This window comes from Mesorhizobium sp. WSM4312 (assembly GCF_002294875.1).
In the GTDB taxonomy this organism is placed as follows: domain Bacteria; phylum Pseudomonadota; class Alphaproteobacteria; order Rhizobiales; family Rhizobiaceae; genus Mesorhizobium.
In genome coordinates, this window is sequence record NZ_NSFU01000021.1 from 71,032 (window position 1) to 90,852 (window position 19,821).

A 19,821-nucleotide genomic window follows, 5' to 3' on the forward strand; every position below is an offset into this window, starting at 1 on the left:
ACCAGGGCGGGCGCTCGGCGACGCCAGTGCAGTTCGCCATCCGGTAACTCACACGTTCGTGCAATTTTCGACTTGGGACAGTTGATAAATGCGGCGCGGAACAAAATTGAAATTGCGGCGTTTGGAGGCTTGCGGGGTAGTGTGACGTCCGCGCACGAGGGGGATTTATCCTACATGGATCGATTGGGAGTGGCGCTGTGACTGTGCAGGCATCCAAGAAGCAATTGGCCCGTCGTAGCATACTGAATTCTTTGAAGGCCTTCCGACGTGGTGACTTTTCAGTCCGCATCGACAACGTCTACGAAGGCCTCGATTCCGAGATCGCAGAAACCTTCAACGAGATCGTGGATCTGAACGATCAGGTCTCCCGAGAATTCGAGCGTCTGAGCAGGGTCGTTGGCAAGGATGGGCGGATAGGCGAGCGTGGCCGCGTCCGCAACGCTACAGGCAGTTGGGAATCCAGCGTCCGGTCCGTCAACGATCTCATAGAAGACATGGTCCAACCCACCGCCGAGGTCGCTCGCGTTATCGGCGCCGTAGCCAAGGGTGATCTGTCGCAGACGATGATGGTCGAGATCGACGGCCGACCGCTGCGCGGCGAATTTCTGCGCATAGGCAAGATCGTCAACACCATGGTTGGTCAGCTTGCTTCCTTTGCCTCCGAGGTGACGCGCGTGGCGCGCGAAGTCGGCACCGAAGGCAAACTCGGCGGTCAGGCGCGCGTGAAAGGTGTCGCCGGGACGTGGAAAGATTTGACCGATAACGTCAACGCCATGGCAACGAACCTGACCGGCCAGGTGCGCAACATCGCGGAGGTGACTACGGCGGTTGCATCCGGAGACCTGTAGAAAAAGATCACCGTCGACGTGAAGGGCGAGATCCTGGAGCTGAAGAACACGATCAACACGATGGTCGACCAGCTCAATTCCTTCGCTTCGGAAGTGACCCGCGTGGCGCGCGAAGTCGGCACCGAAGGCAAGCTCGGCGGCCAGGCGCGCGTCGAAGGCGTCGGTGGGACATGGAAGGATCTGACCGACAATGTAAATTCCATGGCCGAGAACCTGACCGGCCAAGTGCGCAATATCGCCGAGGTGACGACGGCCGTCGCCTTGGGCGACCTGTCGAAGAAGATCACGGTCGATGTGAAAGGCGAAATCCTTGAGCTGAAATCGACTATCAACACGATGGTCGACCAGCTCAATTCTTTCGCCGGCGAGGTGACCCGCGTCGCGCGCGAGGTTGGCACCGAAGGCAAGCTCGGCGGCCAGGCTCAGGTGCGCGGCGTTGCGGGCACTTGGAAGGACCTCACTGACAACGTCAACTCGATGGCTGAAAATCTCACTGGACAGGTGCGCAACATCGCCGAGGTCACGACGGCGGTTGCTTCTGGAGATCTTTCAAAGAAGATCACCGTCGCGGTTCAAGGTGAAATCCTGGAGTTGAAAGACACCATCAACACGATGGTGGACCAGCTGAACTCTTTTGCCTCGGAGGTGACGCGCGTGGCGCGCGAAGTCGGCACCGAAGGCAAGCTCGGCGGTCAGGCCGAGGTGAGGGGGGTTGGCGGCACGTGGAAGGATCTGACCGACAATGTCAATCTGATGGCTGCCAATCTGACCGGACAGGTGCGCAACATCGCCGAGGTGACTACGGCCGTGGCACGCGGCGACCTGTCGAAGAAAATCACCGTCGACGTCAAGGGCGAAATCCTGGAGCTTAAGGATACTGTCAACACGATGGTCGATCAGTTGAATTCCTTCGCTTCGGAAGTGACGCGTGTGGCGCGCGAAGTCGGTTCGGAAGGCAAGCTTGGTGGACAGGCCCATGTCGAAGGCGTCGGCGGCACCTGGAAGGACCTGACCGACAACGTCAATGCCATGGCTGGCAATCTAACCGTGCAGTTGCGCGATGTGTCCAAGGTGGCGACGGCGATTGCCACCGGCGACCTGACGCAGAAGATCACGGTCGATGCACTGGGCGAGATCTTGCAGATCAAGGACGTCATCAACACGATGGTGGACCAGCTCAATTCGTTCGCATCGGAGGTGACGCGCGTGGCGCGCGAGGTCGGCTCGGACGGCAAGCTGGGCGGCCAGGCGCAGGTGCGTGGCGTCGCCGGCACCTGGAAGGATTTGACCGACAACGTCAATGCCATGGCCGCCAATCTTACCGGCCAGGTGCGCAACATCGCCGAAGTGACCACGGCCGTGGCGCTTGGCGATCTGTCGAAGAAGATCACCGTCGACGTCCGCGGCGAGATTCTGGAGTTGAAGGACACGATCAACACGATGGTCGACCAGCTCAATTCCTTCGCCTCGGAGGTCACGCGTGTGGCGCGCGAGGTCGGTACCGAAGGCAAGCTGGGCGGCCAGGCTCAGGTGCGCGGCGTAGCTGGCACTTGGAAAGACCTGACCGACAATGTCAATTCAATGGCTGAGAACCTGACCGGCCAGGTGCGCAACATCGCCGAAGTGACAACCGCTGTGGCGCGCGGTGACCTCTCCAAAAAGATCACGGTCGACGTCAAAGGCGAAATCCTTGAGCTCAAGTCGACCATCAACACCATGGTGGACCAGCTCAACTCCTTCGCCGGCGAGGTGACCCGCGTGGCGCGTGAGGTTGGCACCGAGGGCAAGCTCGGCGGCCAGGCCCGCGTTGAGGGCGTCGCCGGGACCTGGAAGGACCTGACCGACAACGTCAACCTCATGGCGACGAACCTGACCAATCAGGTGCGTGGCATCGCCGACGTCGTGACAGCGGTTGCGCAAGGTAACCTCAAGCGCAAACTGACGGTGGACGCCAAGGGCGAAATCGCTTCTCTCGCTGACACCATCAACGGCATGATTGAGACGCTGGCCACCTTCGCCGACCAGGTGACCAATGTCGCGCGTGAAGTGGGCATCGAGGGCAAGCTCGGCGGGCAGGCCCGCGTGCCGGGCGCCGCAGGCCTGTGGCGCGACCTCACCGATAATGTCAATCAGCTCGCCGCCAACCTGACGACTCAGGTGCGCGCCATTGCCGAGGTTTCGACGGCGGTAACCAAGGGCGATCTGACCCGTTCGATCAGCGTCGAGGCCTCAGGTGAAGTCGCCGCTCTCAAGGACAATATCAACGAAATGATCCGCAATCTGAAGGATCAGACGCTGAAGAATGCGGAGCAGGATTGGTTGAAGACCAATCTCGCGCGGTTTTCGCGCATGCTGCAGGGCGAACGCGACCTTGCCACGGTCTCGCGGCTTATCATGTCCGAGCTCGCTCCGCTGGTGAACGCGCAATATGGCGTCTTCTACGTCACCAACCGCGACGAAGAGGAATCCTATCTTGAGTTGGCGGCGTCGTATGGCGCCGAAAGCAGGGCCGCCATAAAACAGCGTCTCGATCTGCGCGAAGGCCTCGTCGGGCAAAGTGCCGCCGACAAGCGCGCCATCATGCTGAACAATGTGCCGCCGGAATTTCTGCGCGTAACGTCGGGTCTCGGCAGCGCCTCGCCGGCCAACGTCATCATCCTTCCGGCCTTGTTCGAGGATGAGGTCAAAGCCGTCATCGAACTCGCCTCGTTCGGCGAATTCCGTGACACCCATCAGTCCTTTCTCAACCAGCTGATGGAATCCGTCGGCATCGTTCTCAACACCATTGCCGCAACGATGCGCACCGAGGGGCTGCTCAAGCAGTCCCAGCTGCTGACCTCGGAATTGCAGGCGCGGCAGACCGAGCTGACCAAGAAGCAGGAAGAGTTGCATGCCACGAACGAGGAGCTGCAAGAAAAGGCGCAGCTGCTCGAGAACGAAAAAAAGCAGGTGGAAAACAAGAATCTCGAAATCGAGATGGCACGGCGCGCCCTGGAGGAGAAAGCCGAACAGCTGGCGCTTACTTCCAAGTACAAGTCCGAGTTCCTGGCCAATATGAGCCACGAACTGCGTACACCGCTCAACTCATTGCTCATTCTCTCCAACCTCCTTGCGACCAACCAGCAGGGCAATCTGAATGAAAAACAGGTCGAGTTCGCGCGCACCATCAATTCTGCCGGAACCGACCTTCTCAGCCTCATCAACGACATCCTCGATCTGTCGAAGATCGAGTCCGGTACCGTCTCGATAGATATCAACGATATGCCGGTGACCCATCTGCGCCAGCATATGGAACGCACGTTCCGCCAGTTGGCCGCCGACAAGGGCCTCGGCTTCACTATTAAGGTCGATCCCGCACTGCCCGAGACGGTCCGAACGGACGAGAAGCGCCTGCAGCAGATTGTCCTCAATCTGCTTTCGAATGCATTCAAGTTCACATCGCAGGGCGAGGTCAGCTTGAATTTCCGGGTCGAGAAGGCGGGCGGCCGCAACCGTTCCGGGCACGCGACGAAGGCCTTGGCGATCGCAGTGACCGACACCGGCATCGGCATCCCGGAAGATAAGCAGAAACTTATCTTCGAAGCTTTCCAGCAGGCAGATGGAACCACCAGCCGCAAATATGGCGGCACCGGGCTCGGGCTTTCGATCAGCCGCGAGATCGCTCGCCTGCTTGGCGGTGAGCTACGGGTTGAAAGCACCCCGGGCAAGGGCTCAACCTTTACGCTGGTCATACCGTTCGCCGGTCCCCGTGTGGCGGCCGCCCAGTCGGCCTTACCTGCGCCGACCGAGGTTGCTGCCGAGCCGGCATCGCTCGGCAGCTCGCCCTCGGCGGAGCTGATCGATGATCGCGATTCCATCGCGCCGACCGATCGGGTCGTGCTCATTGTCGAGGACGACCCGACCTTTGGCGGGCTCCTGCTTGGTCTCGCTCGTTCGGCGGGCCTCAAAGGCGTCTTGTCGAATGCGGGGTCCGGCACCCTGGCCCTGGCTCGCAAACTGGTTCCCGATGCCATTACGCTTGATCTAGGGCTTTCGGACATCGATGGATGGGTGCTTTTCGATCTGTTGCGCCATGATCAGAAGACGAAGGGAATTCCCATTCACGTCATCTCGGGTGCCGAAGCCATAGACAGTCTCGCCCGCAAGGGGGCATCCAGTATTTCCACCAAGCCTGTTTCATCCGACGACCTCATGCAGGTGTTTCAGGATATCCATTCCAGGAAGCTGCGCATTCAGCGGCGCGTGCTGGTCGCGGACCCCGACCCGGAGCGCCGGCTATCGCTAGTCGAAGCGATCCGCGACGGCGTGACCTCGGTCACTGCGGTCGGCCGTTTCGCGGCAAATGCCGACGATATCGGCACGGCTTCATATGATGCCATCGTCCTCGGTTTCGGGCGCTCGGCCAAGGACAATGCACAGTCGCTGGACGAGCTCGCCGACCAGTTCGACGGAACCCTTCCGCAGCTGTTGTTCTTTGCCCCTCATCCTGATGCGCTTGAACAGGTGTTGGCCTTGAATCCGGCGCTTGCGAATACGCCGCGGGCCGAGAATTTCGCTCAGCTGGCGCTTCATATGTCGGCGACGCTGCCAGGAGAGGACCGTGAGGAGCGCGCAACGGAAACCGAGCATGCGGGCAAGTCCGACCTGGCTGGGGCGAAAGTTCTCATCGTCGACGACGATATCCGCAACATCTACTCGCTCACCAGTGTCCTGGAGACGTACGATATTCAGGTTCTCCATGCCGAGCGGGGCCGCGACGGCATCGCACTGCTGGAGCAGGTGCCCGATGTCGACGCCGCTTTGATCGATATAATGATGCCGGAGATGGACGGCTACGAGACGATGCGGCGTATTCGCGCGACGCCGGCGATCGCTCACATCCCGCTGATTTCCGTCACTGCCAAAGCGATGAAGGGCGATCGGCAGAAATGTCTCGACGCCGGTGCTTCGGATTATATCGCCAAGCCGGTCGATCTTGATCTGCTGCTGGCATTGCTTCGTGTCTGGATAGGCCGTTCCCGAGGACGCACGGAGAACCCGGAACAAATGCTCTTGGCAGTGAACTGACGGCCGGTCCATGCAAAAGCCTTCGAGAAACAGGGTAAGAAAACTTGAGGCCGGGCAATTGGCCGAGGGACCGGCAAGGGCACGGATCCTCGCCGTGGACGACGATGAACGCAACCTTCTGGCGATCAGCGAAGTCCTTGCTTCGACGGGAGACGTCATCTGCGCCCAATCGGGCGAAGAGGCATTGCGCTTTCTGCTGAAGGAGGACTTCGCCATCATCCTCCTGGACGTCCTCATGCCGGGAATAGACGGCTATGAAACGGCTGCGCTTATACGCCAGCGCGAACAATCCAAGCATACTCCCATCATCTTCCTTACAGCCATCAACAAGGAGCAGGCTCACATGCTGCGCGGCTATGATGCCGGCGCGGTCGACTATGTGTTTAAGCCATTCGATCCGATCATGCTGCGCTCGAAAGTCGCGGTCTTCGTCGAACTCCACGAAAAGACCCTGGAAATTCAGCGAAAGGCAGCGACCGAGAAGAGACTGCTGGCACAGGCACTCCAGGCGCAGAAGGACAAGCTTCAGGCCGAGCAGGCCCTGCGCAACGCGGAGGAACGGCAGGATGCTATTTTGGGTTCCCTGCCTGTCTGTTTCCATGCGCGGGCAGCCGCGCCGCCCTTCGCGACGCGCTTTGTCACCGACGGGGTCGAACGTCTAGCTGGCTTTACATCCAAGACATTGACCTCCGATCCGTCCTTTGGCCTTAGCCGGGTCCACCCGGACGATCGCGCCAGGTTGGAGCAAGCGCTTTTGGTGGCAAAAACGACCGGCTCCTACACCTGTGAATTCCGCTGGCTGTGCGCCAATGGCGAGTATCGGATCTTTCTCGACCAAGGTGTGATGTCGAATGGCGTAGATGGCCGCGAACCGGAAATCTTTGGGACGCTGCTTGACGTCACCGAGCGGCGGGCTCTTGAGGACCAGCTGCTTCAGTCGCAGCGACTTGATGCTATTGGCAAGCTGACCGGTGGCCTGGCTCATGACTTCAACAATCTGCTCGCCGCAATCTTGAGTGGGTTGGGACTGCTCGAACGCGGTGCAACCTTGGATGACCAGGCCCGGCAGGTCCTTGAGCTGATGCGGCGCTCGGCCAAACAAGGCGCCGATCTCGTCACTCGCATGCTCGCCTTTTCGCGTCGGCAGACGCTGAAGCCAGAAGCGGTGCGTCTTGCAGGGTTTGGCGACACCATGAACGGGTTGGTAGCGCCAGTCTTAGGGGGCTTGATACGCTTCGATTGGCAGATCGACGACACGGTATGGCCGGTACATGTCGATGCCGGGCAGCTTGAACTTGCGCTGATGAACCTTGTTTTCAACGCACGCGATGCCATGCCGTCGGGTGGGACTATCAGCGTGCTTGCGCAAAATCGCTCCCTCGAGACGACGTCGCAAGATCTGGCGCCTGGCGAATATGTCGTCGTAACGGTCAAGGATACGGGTTCGGGAATCCCTTCCGACATACTGGCGAAGGTCATTGAACCTTTCTTCACGACAAAACCGGTTGGAAAGGGAACGGGGCTCGGGCTCAGCACGGTTTATGGCTTCATGAAGCAGTCCGGGGGTTCTCTTCGCATAGAAAGCGCCCCTGGTCGCGGAACGGCAATGGAACTGTGGCTGCCACGTTCTTTTGATGATTCATTTAACGATGACACCGCGGCCAAAGAGGAACCAGTAACCTACAGCGGCAAAGAAAACCCGTCAGTCCTTCTGATCGACGACAGCAGCGTGTTGCGGCAACTGACTGCCGAGTCGCTTCGTCAGCAAGGTTTTCCGGTGACCTGCGCGTCTGGCGGCGCTGAGGCGCTGGCTGCCATTGAACGGGCCCCGCATGATTTTGATGTAATCGTCACTGACTTTGCCATGCCGCTGGTCACCGGGATCGACGTTATTCGATTCGCACGCAACCTCCGCAGCGATTGGCCGGCGGTGATAGTGACGGGCTACGCCGAAGCGGATACGATTTCGGATCGCCCGTCGGATGTCCCTCTGTTGAGCAAGCCCTTCCGAGAAAAGGACCTCGTAGAGGCTATCTTTCGAGCAATCGCACCAGCCCCTAAAGCAACAAAGACAGGATAGGGCGGCTAAGTCCGTTTGATCCGATAAAGCGATGGACGGGGCATGCGCATAAACGCCTGACCAAGAATTGAACGAGCCAGGCTCGAAGACTGCATTGCGCCTCAGTCTATCGATCGTTAAGCCTCCGTAGCGGACAGCGGGCCGCACGTGCCATCGCAGGGTCGCGCGGGCCCGACACACTCAATACCCCTCGGGACACCTGGCAACATAGACGCGCCCTTGGCGATCCCTATAACGGCACTGGCCAGCCTCGCTGGCGTGTCCGATCACCGCCCCTGCGATGGCACCAGCAGCTCCGCCGACGACCGCACCTTGCACTGGGTTACCAGCCACGGCCGCGCCGATTGCCGCCCCACCCAGTCCGCCGACGGCAGCACCCTGTTCAGTGCGGGAACATGCAACAAGCGGAATGAGAAGGCTTAATACGAGCATTGTCTTTTTCATCAGTCGTCCTCCAGCAGCCCAAAGCGGGCCGGATACTAAATGCGCAGTTCCCGCTTTTGATCCATATCTCTCTAATTTAGATTTAGCTGTTGACGGGATCACATGCATGCCGACAAAGCCGGCGTGCACGTCGGAGACCAGGAACTCTCTGAAAGGGACCGCCTGGCTCGGAGTTGCGCTTATTGGGGAACGCGCCGGCCCTCTTGCGAGTTCGTCCGTCACTTCAACTGCTTCTCGGCCAGCTTACCGCCGGTGGGCCGTTATTTCGCTTTGGTGTTGAATTGACGGTTTGCAGCATAATCGATGGTGAAGGTGCCTGGAGGAGCGCGAACGCCCTCCTTCACATTAGAGATAGTCACTGTCGTGATCTGCCCTCTTTCGTCGGTGAGGCTCCATCTGCGTAGATCCAACGATTTCTTGTCAAAGACCACCGTGATGTTCGAGTTTCCGAAAGCCGACTTGTCAGCCAGCTTAATGATAACCTGGGCACCATCGTCTCTGATGCCTTTGACGCGGTTACCGGAAAATTCGACCTCGTCGTCCAGGACGAGTTTAAGCGGCGTTTTGGAGAGAGCATAGAGGCGTGAGGTCTTGAGCTTCTTGTTGTAGATTACGACGGATCTTCCATCTGCAATCAAGCTGATCCCGGATTGGCCTGCATAGTCGAATCGGAGCTTGCCCGGGCGTTGCAGAAAAAATCTCCCGCTGGTCTTTTCCGCCCTAGGACCAGACTGGACGAAGTCCCCTGACATGGACTTTATGGCTGAGAAATGATCGGCAATCGTCGCTGCATCTGCCGGCGCGGCCGCGACGGCAGGAGTAAGTTCGGAATTGATCGCGGTAGCGCTGACAACTACAAACCAGAAAGCCAGCAGTCTTCTGATCTTTTCCATTTACTTTCCAGGTTCGAGCGGCGTGATTAAAGGAGGTGGCGCGCCTTTTTGGCCCCGCGTAGCGCACAATCCAGCACGCGAATTTGCTGTCGCCGCTACCGTAGCAGGCTCGGCTGCGCTGGTGTCCCGAGCTCCGACCAACCGCCAATTCGGTTTGGCTTTCGCCGATCATACATCGTAATGCGTGCCCGGCTCTCCAAGTGAGAGCCGGGCAAAAAGGAGGCGGTCAATAACCGCCATTCTCCTGCTGAATAACAACGTGGCGGTGACGATGGTGGTGCGATCGATCCATCGGGCTTCGGACAACAACCGCATCGGAGCGATGGTGGCGACGACCGTGATCGAAGAAAGTGATATCACCATGATGGCGGTGATGGAGGCGATGTCCTTCACGATAGATAACGACACGATCATTGTTCCAGTGGTGGTGTCGGTGGTGTCTATGGGTCTGAACTACGATCGCGTCGGCCGAGGCGACGCAGGGTACGAGTAGGCACAGGGCCAAAGCTGTAACAATGGCGACTTTCATTTGAGATCCTCAACGATTTAAGATGGCCCTTCGCCTGCTTAACATCGTGCGATCGCTTTGGTTCCGTTACCGCAGGACCCGTCAGGGACATTGAGAGGTGACCAATTGTCGGCCGACGGCCAATACTCCGGCACTCGTCATCGGCCCAGCATTAGCAGGGCGAGTGCGGCGCAGTGATAGATGCAATTTCGAAGGTAAAACGGATTTCTTTTGCCACGCCCTCAAAAGGATCTCGGGCGTCTATCGGCCATTCCTAAGGCCGGCACTGACGCTGCGGCACAAGTTGCCAACCCGCTAAAGCCGGCCCAACGGCGACGTCCTAAAAATACGGCCCAAATATGGAACATTAGGCGGTCCGAAATGTTGATTTCGACGCAATAACCGTACGGTAGGCAAAAGAGCGTGGCCTGCCTATTATTTTGGAGTCCGATCGATGCACAGCATAATCTACATTGTTGGGCTAGTCGTCGTTGTTCTTGCGGTGCTGAGCTTTTTTGGCCTGAGGAGATAGGCACGGCAAGTGGGGAGGCATGACGTTGGTTTCCCGGGCTAGCCAAGCCATCAATGCCGGAACTGATGATGGCCGCGTGGCCGCAGCGATGAGCTGAGGAACGCTGGGCCAATGTTGATGGTCGGTATGTTTGCAAGCCCGCGCGCATCGGGCCATCGCATCGGACCCCGTCTTTCCACATTGCGTGTTCCTGCCGACCACATCGAAACTAGCAGCGGCGCCCATCCGGAATGCCGGCAAATACTACGGGCAAACGATTGTGCTGTAACGGACGCCGCCCGGCCTGGAAGCTGGCTCAGCTTAGATCCCGTCCCGTGTCGAGACGGCTCCGCACGGCCAGATGAGTGGTAGACGCTTCAACGACGCGGTGACCGGCTATTGGCGCAACTCACTCGACGCCTCCATCCAGGCGCGGCAATTTTATCGCCGAGACGTCGCGCCTTCTTGCCAAAAGCGAGCCGCACCGCAAAGACAGCCAGCACCTAATCACCGCTCATTGCAATGCTCCCTTCGCGGGATTCGGTTCTTGTCGGGATTGGAGAATGGAAGTTCGTGCGGGATCCGGGTCAGGCTCTCGCACGTCGGATGTCCAGGCCGGCGCATCTAGCAGCGATTCTTTATTGGGCTCTGGTTTGGGCGGCATGTCTGCCGGTCAGCAGAGGGGTTTGCCGACCTGGGCTGCGCACCAGTTTGTCTGGCAGGGAATGGTCTTCCTGGCCAACCGACCAGCCGTAGAGAATGTTCCATCTGCAGCGGAACTGGCACTGACGGGGGCGGTTATCGTTGATCACGGAGGACCAAAGGCATGCGTGACAACGAAAACCATCGCGAAACCGGGGCCACAAAATATCCGGCAAAGACCGGCGTCGACTCTTCGAACGCGTCCTCTCAGGACGCGGCCGCAAACAAGAAGCCCAAGCCTGGCGGTGGCCTGACGCGCCCCGTGAATGAGGTGGAAGACAAGACTCACCAATCAGACGGGCGGCAACCATCAGAAGAGGAAACCGATTCCAGGCCCTGATCCTCGCCATCCGGTGGGCGCGTTAACCCTTCGCAGAGAATTCGTGGCAAGGCAGAAAAGTGATGCCAGTCATTTTGCGGTCTTGCCCAAAGTGTCCGCTACGACCGCGCCACGTTTGCCCATGGGCAGGGGCAGGCCGGTAGTGGAATCAATCGCTGTCTGATGCTCCATCTCGGCATTGATCGCGGCGCCGGCGATAAGGATGATGACGGAAATCCACGTCCACATCATTAAACCGACTACGGCGCCGAGCGATCCGTATGTGGCGTTGTAGTTGGCGAAATGCTGCAAATAGAATGAAAACAGCCACGACGCCGCGATCCACGCAACGGTCGCAATCAAAGAGCCCCAACTCAGCCAACGCCATTTGGCACGTTCGCGGCTTGGTCCGAAGCGATAAAGCAGAGAAATTCCGGTCAGCATCGCGCAGACCAAGACCGGCCACCGGGCTGCTGCTATTAACGTCTCCGTCCACGCATCCAGATAGAAATAGCGCAAAAGCGCGGGAACGACGCCCACCGTGAGCAACAGCACGATGCCGATCAACAACGCGCCGACAGTAAACAGGATCGACATTAGGTTGAGCGTGATGAAGCTGCGTTTTTCCCGTTCCTCGTAGGCGATATTCATGGCATCAAAGAGTGCCTTCATGCCGCTGTTGGAACTCCAAAGCGCGATACCAAGGCCGATGAAGAAACCGATGCCGAGAGCGCCGGGTTTTTGCCTGGCCAAGGCTTGAAGCTGTTCGCGAATGAGGTCTAGCCCGCCCGACGGAAGCAATCCGCCGAGATAGGCAATATGGTCGGCAACCGAAACCGGGTCCGCGACAAAGCCGTAAATTGAAATGAAAGCGGCCAAGGCCGGAAACAGTGCCAGAAGCAGGTAGAACGTGGCGCCGGCCGCAACGAGCAAAACCCGGTCCTTGTTGAATTCTTCCCATAAGCGCCAGAAGATATCTTTCCAACCAAGCGCAGGTATCTGGGATGGCCAAGCCGCGTCGCGTCCGCGGTCTCCCTCCTCCGATCTCAGAGCTGCCTTACTCTCTTCCGTTGTTAAGGCCGCGCGACTGGCCGCTTCTTCATCGATTAAAGACGCCTCTGTGGCGGGCAGCTTCTGACTCCGTCTCGCTTTCGAAGTCACAGGGCTAACCCCATCGCTGTCCACCACATTCGACTACGCTCCAATGTGCGGCCAATGCTTCCCTTGACCGCTGTGGGTTGCCGTCGAACGCTTCCGCAATGCGCTTCCTCATGCCCGGGCTTGAACCTCTCACCGCCTTGAACGGCGTAGCTGTTCCGTTGCCCCTGCGAGCTGGCAAGCCAGCCGAAAACCTGTCCATGGTTTCGACTGGCGCAAAAACCGCTCGAAACTGCCAGCCTATTTGGCGATGCGACACATCGCCGACATTCATCCAAAATCGGCGGCCTCACGAAGGCGCCAAGCAGACCTATCGGGACCCTTGATCGTGCAGGCACCGGCGTAGCCTCAGGCGCGGCATGAGTAACGAAAAGCACGGAGAACAGAACCCCCAAAGCAACGCGATACCAATAATCAAAGCCATTCCTGGACCTCCACCCACTCGAACGCGGAGAACGTGTTGCGAAATCAGCGTGCCCCAGCCCTGCGTCTAGTTCCCCCAGCGGTGATTTGATCGCGCGGCCAACGGCGAGGACCGCTATCGAGACGCCCGACGCTTTCACCAATCCTGAACGCTGCATATACGATGCCGATCTGGATCAACAATTTGAGCATGAATAGTCTCCTTGGCAGCAAAAACTTGGTCGCTGGCCATTGGTTCCGCTGGCGATTCCGTCACCAATTCGTCTCCGCAATGTGGTTCGAGCCGTTACCCGGATCATCGATCGCTGCCTCAGTCTGAGAAAGCACTGCCCGACCTTGACCACCTGGCGCTATTCCGCGGATCCGTTGTTGGTAAATGGTGAAGCGCTGGGGATGCACTGCAAGGTCCAGCCCGACGGCGTCGGCTGCCTCTGGTATTCGGCGATGGCCGCCATGCATTGTTCACGCTTGTCGAAACTGCCAGGCAAGATTGCCATGCCACCCTGCGGACCGGCTATTACCAGGTACCAGATTAACGCTGCTGTCGAAGCCATGGTGTTTCCTCGTTGCAAGCGAAGCTATAAAAGCGGGCGGCTGGACCGCTTTATGACAGTGGCAGGAATGAGCTAGCGGCAAGCTGGTGAACATCGTCGTGCTCTGCCTACGGTTCGCAACGCGCGCTTTCAGAGCATGGGATTTTGCGAGATCTTGCATTTTGAAGCCCGCCGCCACGAGACGACGGGCTTGAGCCAGGAAGGTCAGTCGTAGACCTTGACGATCTTGTGGGTGCCTGGATCGACCAGAACAGTCCGGTTGTCGATCACGACATAACGATATTTGACGTTGGGGACTTCGCGAAGCTCGACTGTATCGGGTAGAGCCGTGCCGATATTGAGTTCCACTCCGGGGACCTTTACCGACGCGAGCGGCTGCTTCTTCACATATTCGCGGATCACCGTGTCCTGCTCGGGCTGAATGATGATATCCTCGGCCGCCGCGACGCCGACGCCTGTGAGCAGAAGAAATGCCGCGGCTGCAGCAGACAGATGCAATTTCATATTGGGCTCCTCGTGAGAGTGGCTCCGACTGGTGGTGTCGAAGCTCAATAGCCAACTTGGCGCTGACGCAATCGTTCCCCTTGGTGGACTTCGGTCTGGGGTCCGGTTGGACATATGTCTGGCCACGTTCGGCAATGGTCTTGCAGACGGTGCGGCTTGGAACGGTCCCCTTTTGCGGAAGTTGTGAGCCGGAACCGAAGGAAAAATCTATTGATAGGAGCGTTGGTCAAGCGCGTTCTGTTGGCCATTATGTCCCTCGTGATCGGAATATCTCTTGGCTGAAGTCAACCATCGCGACTTTCCGAATCGGCGCAGTTATGTCCCTTCCTGCGCTGATAAGGGTTCGCTCGTCTCCCCGGGGGCGAGCGAACCCGTGGACTTCAGCTTGGCGCCGGAAGATTGGATGTTCAACGAGAAAGAAAATCGGTTCATTGAAGCTGGCTTGCTCCTGGCCGTGCCCATTTCCGTCGCCATCACCTCACTGATAGCGGTTTTCGCCTTGGCCGGAATGTGATTTCGACGGCGGGCTTGTTCAGACAGGCTTCCACGTTCATTAGGTTGCAATAGTGTTGTTCACCGCGCTGATGCGGTCGGTAACCTAGCACCGAATTGAGATCGCCGGGACCCCAAGCGGGCTGGGGCCGATTTTCTGGAGGCGCGGGCGTGCATTCCTTCAAGGAAATGTCTCAACGCCTTGTGCAGTCTCAGGGTTGCATCTTCGATCAGTGCGCTTTCCGGGCTCCAAACAGCCGCTTTCTGACAGGTTATGCCGCACCGCTGTGGCGCAAATCCCGCTATCGAACTGTGTGGCGGCAGCGCATGCCTCCAACGGAACATTCTTCGCCAACTGAAGTTCTGAATTTGCCTTGGTTTTGATCCCCGTGGGCCAAGGCGAGGAGGCTGTCTCCATCAGCTTCCAACCAGCCCGCCTCGGATGGGGGCAAAACTGTCCGGGGCGGGCTTCGGTCAGGCCTAAAGCGAGCATGGTTTTCCACCGTTAACTCTTTGGATCGAGTTTTCTTGCTGGCGCTTCGGCGACTCGCTTATTAGAGACTCCTTATGGAGAGGCGGCACGCAATCCGAAGGGTCAGTGATGGGCTCTGGGAGGTCTACGACATAGACAACAACAAGGTTGTGCGCGTGGGTGGAGTGCCCTTGACAAACTTGTTGGATGAAGACGCGCTCGACGCGTTGGACCTGATAAGGGATGGCTTCCTCGCCCCGGGCCGGTCCAGGAGGACAAAGGCCTAAGCAAGGTGCCAGGTCAGGGCGCCTGGCAGCATGGCATAAGCGCGCAAAAGGCCCCGGCGAAGCGTGGAGCGCCGAGGCCTTGGCCATGTACGAGCTACTTGCATTTCCGCTGATCATGATGCGCCAAACATGCTCAATTATCTGTAAATCCGCTTCACAACCTGGAGCTGATGGCAGGCAAGCGAAGGACATAATCCGCGCAGTTGCGGGAGCCCTCAAAACGGAGACACCCAATGGCCAGAGATCGAGCGTTTTCTGATGCCGGCGGATGCCCTACGCAAGACCATAGAAGCTCATGTCGCCAACCGGCGAGACCACGGGCAATGATGCTCCGTTCATCGGATGGAACGGGCGACTTGGGTAGGCAAACATGCGCCCGGGCCACCGCAAGGGCAGGTGCGGTCCTTGAGTAACGCTTTCACCGGCAATGCGGCCCGGCGCCTACCAGTAGGACGCCGGGCCTAAACGACGGGACGCCGGCTGGCTATACGCTAGTGCTAGTATAGCTGCATTCGACCTTTCGTGCAGGCTCAAAGGGCCCCCTGCAACCAGATCAGGGCTCGCGGGTTCTTAGTCTCATTAAACAGCGCCTCGTTTTCCTCCGAATTTGGTCAATCCATGAACGTCTCGGTTACGCCAACAACGGCCGACAGAATCAAAGCGGGTAAGAGTGGCCTGCTTATGATCTCTGACAATTACGATGCGTTCGCCGCGCGTGTCTTAGCGGCAAGGAGTGCGGCTCGCACTCTCGATCTCATGTATTATCTCTGGCATGACGACCTTACTGGGCGCTTGCTTCTACAGGAAGTTGTCCGCGCCGCGCAGCGGGGCGTACGCGTCAGAATGCTGCTCGACGACGTCAATCCGCGCAAGAGCGATGCAGCTTATTTGGCGCTGAGCAACCATCCAAACATCGAACTCAAATTGTTCAACCCGAGCGGCATCAGAGCACGCGGCGTAATGCGAGGCGCGGAAGTCCTCTTGCGGATTTTTGCATTGACCAGGCGGATGCACAACAAGGCGTGGATCGCCGACGACAACATCGCCATCGTCGGTGGACGTAATATCGGCGATGCCTATTTTGACGCGGCGGAGACGAATTTTCGTGACCTCGACATGCTGCTCCTCGGTCCTGCCGTCCAGCAAACCACACAGATCTTCCAGACTTTCTGGGCATGCCAGGACGCCAAGCCAATAGGTGAACTCGGTGCAACCGCGCCGGGTTCGTATTCCCCTTATTTCGAAGGAAGCGAGGAGGAAACCGAGTCGACGCTCCTGAGCGGTATCGGAGACAAGGGCTCCATCGCCGGGTTCATAGCGGCCAGCAGCGACGTTCATTGGGTCGAGGGCGCGCGCGTGATCTCTGACCCTCCGGAAAAGGTGCGAGGCTGGAGACCGCGTGGTTGGCTGATGAAGGAGTTGCTCCCAATCATACAGTCGGCGCGCAAGCGTGTGGAAATCGTGTCGCCATATTTCATCCCCGGCAAGAAGGGTTCAAAAATCCTCGGCGACCTCGTGGACGACGGGGTGCAGGTCGCTGTTTTGACCAACTCCTTGGCCGCGACCGATGTCGCTGCCGCTCACGGGGCCTACGCCAACTATCGCAAGCGCTTGCTCAGAAAGGGCGTACAGCTCTTCGAGCTTCAGCCCTTTAGTAGGCAGCCCAAGATTTCTGTATTTGGATCAAAGGGTGCCAGCCTGCACACAAAAGCGTTCAGCGTCGATAACAGGATCGGTTTCGTGGGATCCTTCAACTTCGATCCGCGGTCCGTATCGTTGAATTCGGAAATGGGAGTGCTTTTTGAAGACGAGAAGTTGGTCGCGGAACTCCGGCACCGGTTCAAATCCGAGATAGCGCCGGAAGCAAGCTACCGGCTCGAACTGAAGAACGAGGTTCTGCGCTGGCATGGCAGCGATGAAGGCAGACCTCAAACCTATACTCGCGAACCCGAGGCAGCATGGTCCCGCCGTATCCTGGCCGCCCTGGTCAGGTACCTACCCATCGAATCTCAGCTTTAGCGGTATGTCGATTCTGGAAATGTTGGCGCTCTCCCCCAGCCGCCATTCAAGCAGGTTCCCACCCGCCTGGACCTTGCCGAAAGGAATAGCTGGCCGAGGTTTCGAACCCGGAACGCGAAGACTGCCATGCCCGGCATTCGACGGAGATCCTCGGATGCTCGACGCGAATGATGTTAAACGAATTTGCAGCATGGCGTACCCGGGACGAAACCGCCGTCCCCGCTTGAATAAGCAGTGCCGCATAGCCGTCGATTAGGTAGCGCCGTGCGCTCGAACCGGCGCGATGAAGATGCTGGTGGCCAGACAATATGACGTCTACGCCGCTGCGCGAGAAGGCATCCATTGCCAGATCCGCGCGGCCAACGATTCCGTCGTCGTTTTCCAGGTCCAGTCCTTCGAAAGGATGGTGCGTCACCACTATCCGGGTAACGTTATTGGACATATTTGCGAACTTGTCCCTCGCCGCCTCTAGCTGGCGGACGTTGATCCTGCCGTCCTTGATTGTCAGGGATCGTGCCGTGTTGATCCCGACGACAGCGACTTCGCTATCGGCGTAGAATGGGTCCGTGTCCGCCTCGATGTAGCGCCTGTAACGTGCCAGAGGTGTCACGGCACGCGCAAAGACATTCCAGAGCGGCACGTCGTGATTGCCGGGCACCACGATGCGGGGGCCGGGAAGAGAGTCAAGGCAAGCCCGCGCCTGCAGGAATTCGTCTTTCCGGGCGCGCTGCGTCAGATCTCCCGACACGACGAGCAAATCAAAATCGACGGCACGAACCTCAGCCGCGATCGCTTCCACGAGCTGGCTCTCTGTTTTTCCGAAGTGCAAATCCGAAAGGTGGACGAGTGTCTTCACTGAATTTCTCCGCTTTCAGTTATGGCCACTCGTCTTTGTCGTTTTGGTCAGGCGCAAGGACCTGCAAGGCCGCCGGTCGAATCCGAAAATTCAGGGGCATGTCCATACGGACGGCTTCGCCGTCCAGAGAAACCAGCATGGCGCGGCGATGCGATGTGATTTGAAGTGAAGTAGCCCGATAGGTTTCCAGATCTCGGGTCGAATCTATCATGCCGAATGCGATTTTGAACGGAAGCAATGCCAGCCCAAACCAGGACTGTTGCTTGACGACATAAATGCATAGTTCTTTTGACGAGAGGCTGCGGCGGTGGCCAAGATTGGCGACGTCGTAGAAATTGTTGCCAACAAACACGCAAGGAGTCCGCAGTCTTTCGCGAGCGCCCTGGGCAGAAACGTGGACAGCCTGCCACGTGGCGAATCTCACCGTTCTCATGAGGGCGGGGCCGATGGCGGCAAGCTTGCAAAATCCGCGGTGCCGCTGCTCGGCTGAGCGCTTTGCCACAAAGAACGGATAGATCCCGATCGATGAATTGTTGAGAAACACGCGGCCGTTGACCTCGGCGACATCGACTGCGACAGGCGTGCCTGTCGCGATTGTATCGATCGCCGCCGTCAGATCGAGCGGCACACCCAAATCCTTGGCAAAGTGGTTCAATGTGCCGAGCGGAAGAACACCGAGAACCAGATTCGTCCCCGCCAGCGCCGAGGCAGCGGTGCCGAGAGTGCCGTCGCCACCGCCCACCACCAATCTCGATCCATGATCGGAAGTCGACTTATTGTCGGCAACGAAACGCCGAGCGAGTTCTCCAACCTCTCGCCCGTCTACCAATCGCACATCCGCCTCGGCGCCACGTTCGGCGAACGCATCCCGCACGGCTCTCGCTATGTCGCCCTTGCGCACCGCAGCGCCGGCACCCTTGTTGATGAGCGCCATAACCTTCAAGTCTTTGGTCCCCGCTTTGGTCTTTCCTGAAACCACAAAGCGACTATCCAACACAGGATCGCCCAGCCAGAGCCAACGCACCACCCTGCCAATACATCCGTTGGATAGTGGACTGCGAGGTAGACCCGGCTTATGCCAACGGCCACCGTCAGAAACAAGGCGAGCGCCATGAAATACACTTTGAGGCGCAGATCCTGACTTGCATGTGAAAGGAGAGCCCCTACGGTCAGGAACGTGATCGCCGAAAGCATTGCATGTCCACTCGGGAAGCTTGCCGTGAATACTCGCGTGACATGAGGGATCTCCGGCCTGGGCCGGTTGAAGCTCAGCTTGAGGATCGTGCCAAGCAGTTCGCCGCCGCCCACCGCCACCGCCATCCAAATGGCCAGAGCCCGCTTGTGGACCAGAAGCAGATAAACAGCCGCTCCCAGCAACACGAAGCCAAGAAACACCACGCTGCCGAGTGAGGTCACATCCCTGGCCGCTTCCTGAAGCCAGGGCGGACCGATCGGATAGGCGGGATCGGCTGCGCGAAGGGCCGACATAATGGCCAGATCAAATTTGGTTGTGTCGCCTTCCAGGACTTCCTCGGCGAGCAGCCCAAAGCCGAGAACGAGGCAGGCGACTAGCATGCCCGCAATAAGCCTGTTCTTGCCTTGTGCGGAAGCACTGCCGATCCGAGGCGGCGTGGGAGGGCAGTGATTCCCGAGGGGCCCGCGCTCGATGTCTGGAATTGGTTCT

The 19,821-nt window shown here is 58.6% G+C and carries 13 protein-coding genes and 1 pseudogene; 6 read left to right on the forward strand and 8 right to left on the reverse strand.

Features of this window, described 5'->3' with window-relative positions:
• The first annotated feature begins 203 nt into the window (after window positions 1-203).
• Together CK228_RS28815 and CK228_RS28820 are read left to right on the forward strand one after the other, a co-directional pair.
• Window positions 204-5,915 (forward strand): annotated as a pseudogene (locus tag CK228_RS28815) (HAMP domain-containing protein).
• A 94-nt stretch (window positions 5,916-6,009) separates the two neighbouring features.
• A complete protein-coding gene (locus CK228_RS28820; RefSeq protein ID WP_245438135.1) occupies window positions 6,010-7,995 on the forward strand; it encodes a response regulator in 1,986 nt (661 codons plus the stop codon).
• 180 nt (window positions 7,996-8,175) lie between these two features.
• Here CK228_RS28820 and CK228_RS36065 read toward each other — a convergent pair whose 3' ends face one another.
• On the reverse strand, window positions 8,176-8,439 hold the full coding sequence (locus CK228_RS36065; protein WP_095774620.1) for a YMGG-like glycine zipper-containing protein: 264 nt from the start codon (window positions 8,437-8,439) through the stop codon (window positions 8,176-8,178).
• A 260-nt stretch (window positions 8,440-8,699) separates the two neighbouring features.
• Window positions 8,700-9,332, reverse strand: coding sequence for an outer membrane lipoprotein carrier protein LolA (locus CK228_RS28830; RefSeq protein WP_095790012.1), 633 nt, complete (start codon window positions 9,330-9,332; stop codon window positions 8,700-8,702).
• A 259-nt stretch (window positions 9,333-9,591) separates the two neighbouring features.
• Here CK228_RS28830 and CK228_RS36490 point away from each other — a divergent pair, with 259 nt between their 5' ends.
• Both CK228_RS36490 and CK228_RS28840 read left to right on the forward strand, forming a co-directional pair.
• The gene (locus tag CK228_RS36490) at window positions 9,592-9,825 is read left to right on the forward strand and encodes a hypothetical protein (protein ID WP_179296076.1); all 234 of its coding nucleotides are present in this window, start codon (window positions 9,592-9,594) and stop codon (window positions 9,823-9,825) included.
• Between the two features lie 1,352 nt (window positions 9,826-11,177).
• Window positions 11,178-11,393: a hypothetical protein gene (locus tag CK228_RS28840; RefSeq protein WP_095790014.1), complete on the forward strand. Its 216-nt coding sequence runs from the start codon at window positions 11,178-11,180 to the stop codon at window positions 11,391-11,393.
• Between the two features lie 69 nt (window positions 11,394-11,462).
• Here the strand turns inward: CK228_RS28840 and CK228_RS28845 are convergent, their stop codons facing one another.
• From CK228_RS28845 to CK228_RS28855, 3 genes are all read right to left on the reverse strand, one after another.
• Entirely contained in the window at window positions 11,463-12,533 is a 1,071-nt protein-coding gene (locus tag CK228_RS28845; protein WP_095774691.1) for a YihY/virulence factor BrkB family protein, read from the reverse strand.
• Between the two features lie 770 nt (window positions 12,534-13,303).
• Window positions 13,304-13,507 (reverse strand): hypothetical protein, encoded by a 204-nt coding sequence (locus CK228_RS28850; RefSeq protein ID WP_095774617.1) that lies wholly within the window; start codon window positions 13,505-13,507, stop codon window positions 13,304-13,306.
• A gap of 204 nt (window positions 13,508-13,711) precedes the next feature.
• Window positions 13,712-14,011 carry a DUF1236 domain-containing protein gene (locus tag CK228_RS28855; RefSeq protein ID WP_095774616.1) on the reverse strand — a complete coding sequence of 100 codons (300 nt, stop codon included), beginning with the start codon at window positions 14,009-14,011 and terminating at the stop codon, window positions 13,712-13,714.
• Window positions 14,012-14,285: 274 nt separating this feature from the next.
• On the opposite strand from CK228_RS28855, the gene CK228_RS35015 reads away from it, so the two are divergent.
• Complete coding sequence (locus CK228_RS35015; RefSeq protein WP_142887698.1) at window positions 14,286-14,525, forward strand: hypothetical protein; 240 nt, start codon at window positions 14,286-14,288, stop codon at window positions 14,523-14,525.
• 1,355 nt (window positions 14,526-15,880) lie between these two features.
• On the forward strand, window positions 15,881-17,281 hold the full coding sequence (locus CK228_RS28870) for a phospholipase D family protein (protein ID WP_095790017.1): 1,401 nt from the start codon (window positions 15,881-15,883) through the stop codon (window positions 17,279-17,281).
• A gap of 46 nt (window positions 17,282-17,327) precedes the next feature.
• Here the strand turns inward: CK228_RS28870 and CK228_RS28875 are convergent, their stop codons facing one another.
• The 3 genes from CK228_RS28875 to CK228_RS28885 are packed head-to-tail and all read right to left on the reverse strand — an operon-like array spanning window position 17,328 to window position 19,712.
• A complete protein-coding gene (locus CK228_RS28875; protein WP_095790018.1) occupies window positions 17,328-18,137 on the reverse strand; it encodes a metallophosphoesterase in 810 nt (269 codons plus the stop codon).
• Window positions 18,138-18,156: 19 nt separating this feature from the next.
• The gene (locus CK228_RS28880; RefSeq protein ID WP_245437852.1) at window positions 18,157-19,071 is read right to left on the reverse strand and encodes a diacylglycerol kinase family protein; all 915 of its coding nucleotides are present in this window, start codon (window positions 19,069-19,071) and stop codon (window positions 18,157-18,159) included.
• A gap of 5 nt (window positions 19,072-19,076) precedes the next feature.
• Window positions 19,077-19,712: a phosphatase PAP2 family protein gene (locus CK228_RS28885; protein WP_245318236.1), complete on the reverse strand. Its 636-nt coding sequence runs from the start codon at window positions 19,710-19,712 to the stop codon at window positions 19,077-19,079.
• Window positions 19,713-19,821 lie beyond the last annotated feature (109 nt).

Bases quoted from the DNA above. Each gene is read 5' to 3' on its own strand.
- CK228_RS28830 (WP_095790012.1), bottom strand. From the start codon at position 9,332: ATGGAAAAGATCAGAAGACTGCTGGCTTTCTGGTTTGTAGTTGTCAGC.
- CK228_RS28870 (WP_095790017.1), top strand. From the start codon at position 15,881: ATGAACGTCTCGGTTACGCCAACAACGGCCGACAGAATCAAAGCGGGT.
- CK228_RS28855 (WP_095774616.1), bottom strand. From the start codon at position 14,011: ATGAAATTGCATCTGTCTGCTGCAGCCGCGGCATTTCTTCTGCTCACA.
- CK228_RS28850 (WP_095774617.1), bottom strand. From the start codon at position 13,507: ATGGCTTCGACAGCAGCGTTAATCTGGTACCTGGTAATAGCCGGTCCG.
- CK228_RS28885 (WP_245318236.1), bottom strand. From the start codon at position 19,712: ATGCTAGTCGCCTGCCTCGTTCTCGGCTTTGGGCTGCTCGCCGAGGAA.
- CK228_RS28840 (WP_095790014.1), top strand. From the start codon at position 11,178: ATGCGTGACAACGAAAACCATCGCGAAACCGGGGCCACAAAATATCCG.
- CK228_RS28880 (WP_245437852.1), bottom strand. From the start codon at position 19,071: ATGGCGCTCATCAACAAGGGTGCCGGCGCTGCGGTGCGCAAGGGCGAC.
- CK228_RS36065 (WP_095774620.1), bottom strand. From the start codon at position 8,439: ATGAAAAAGACAATGCTCGTATTAAGCCTTCTCATTCCGCTTGTTGCA.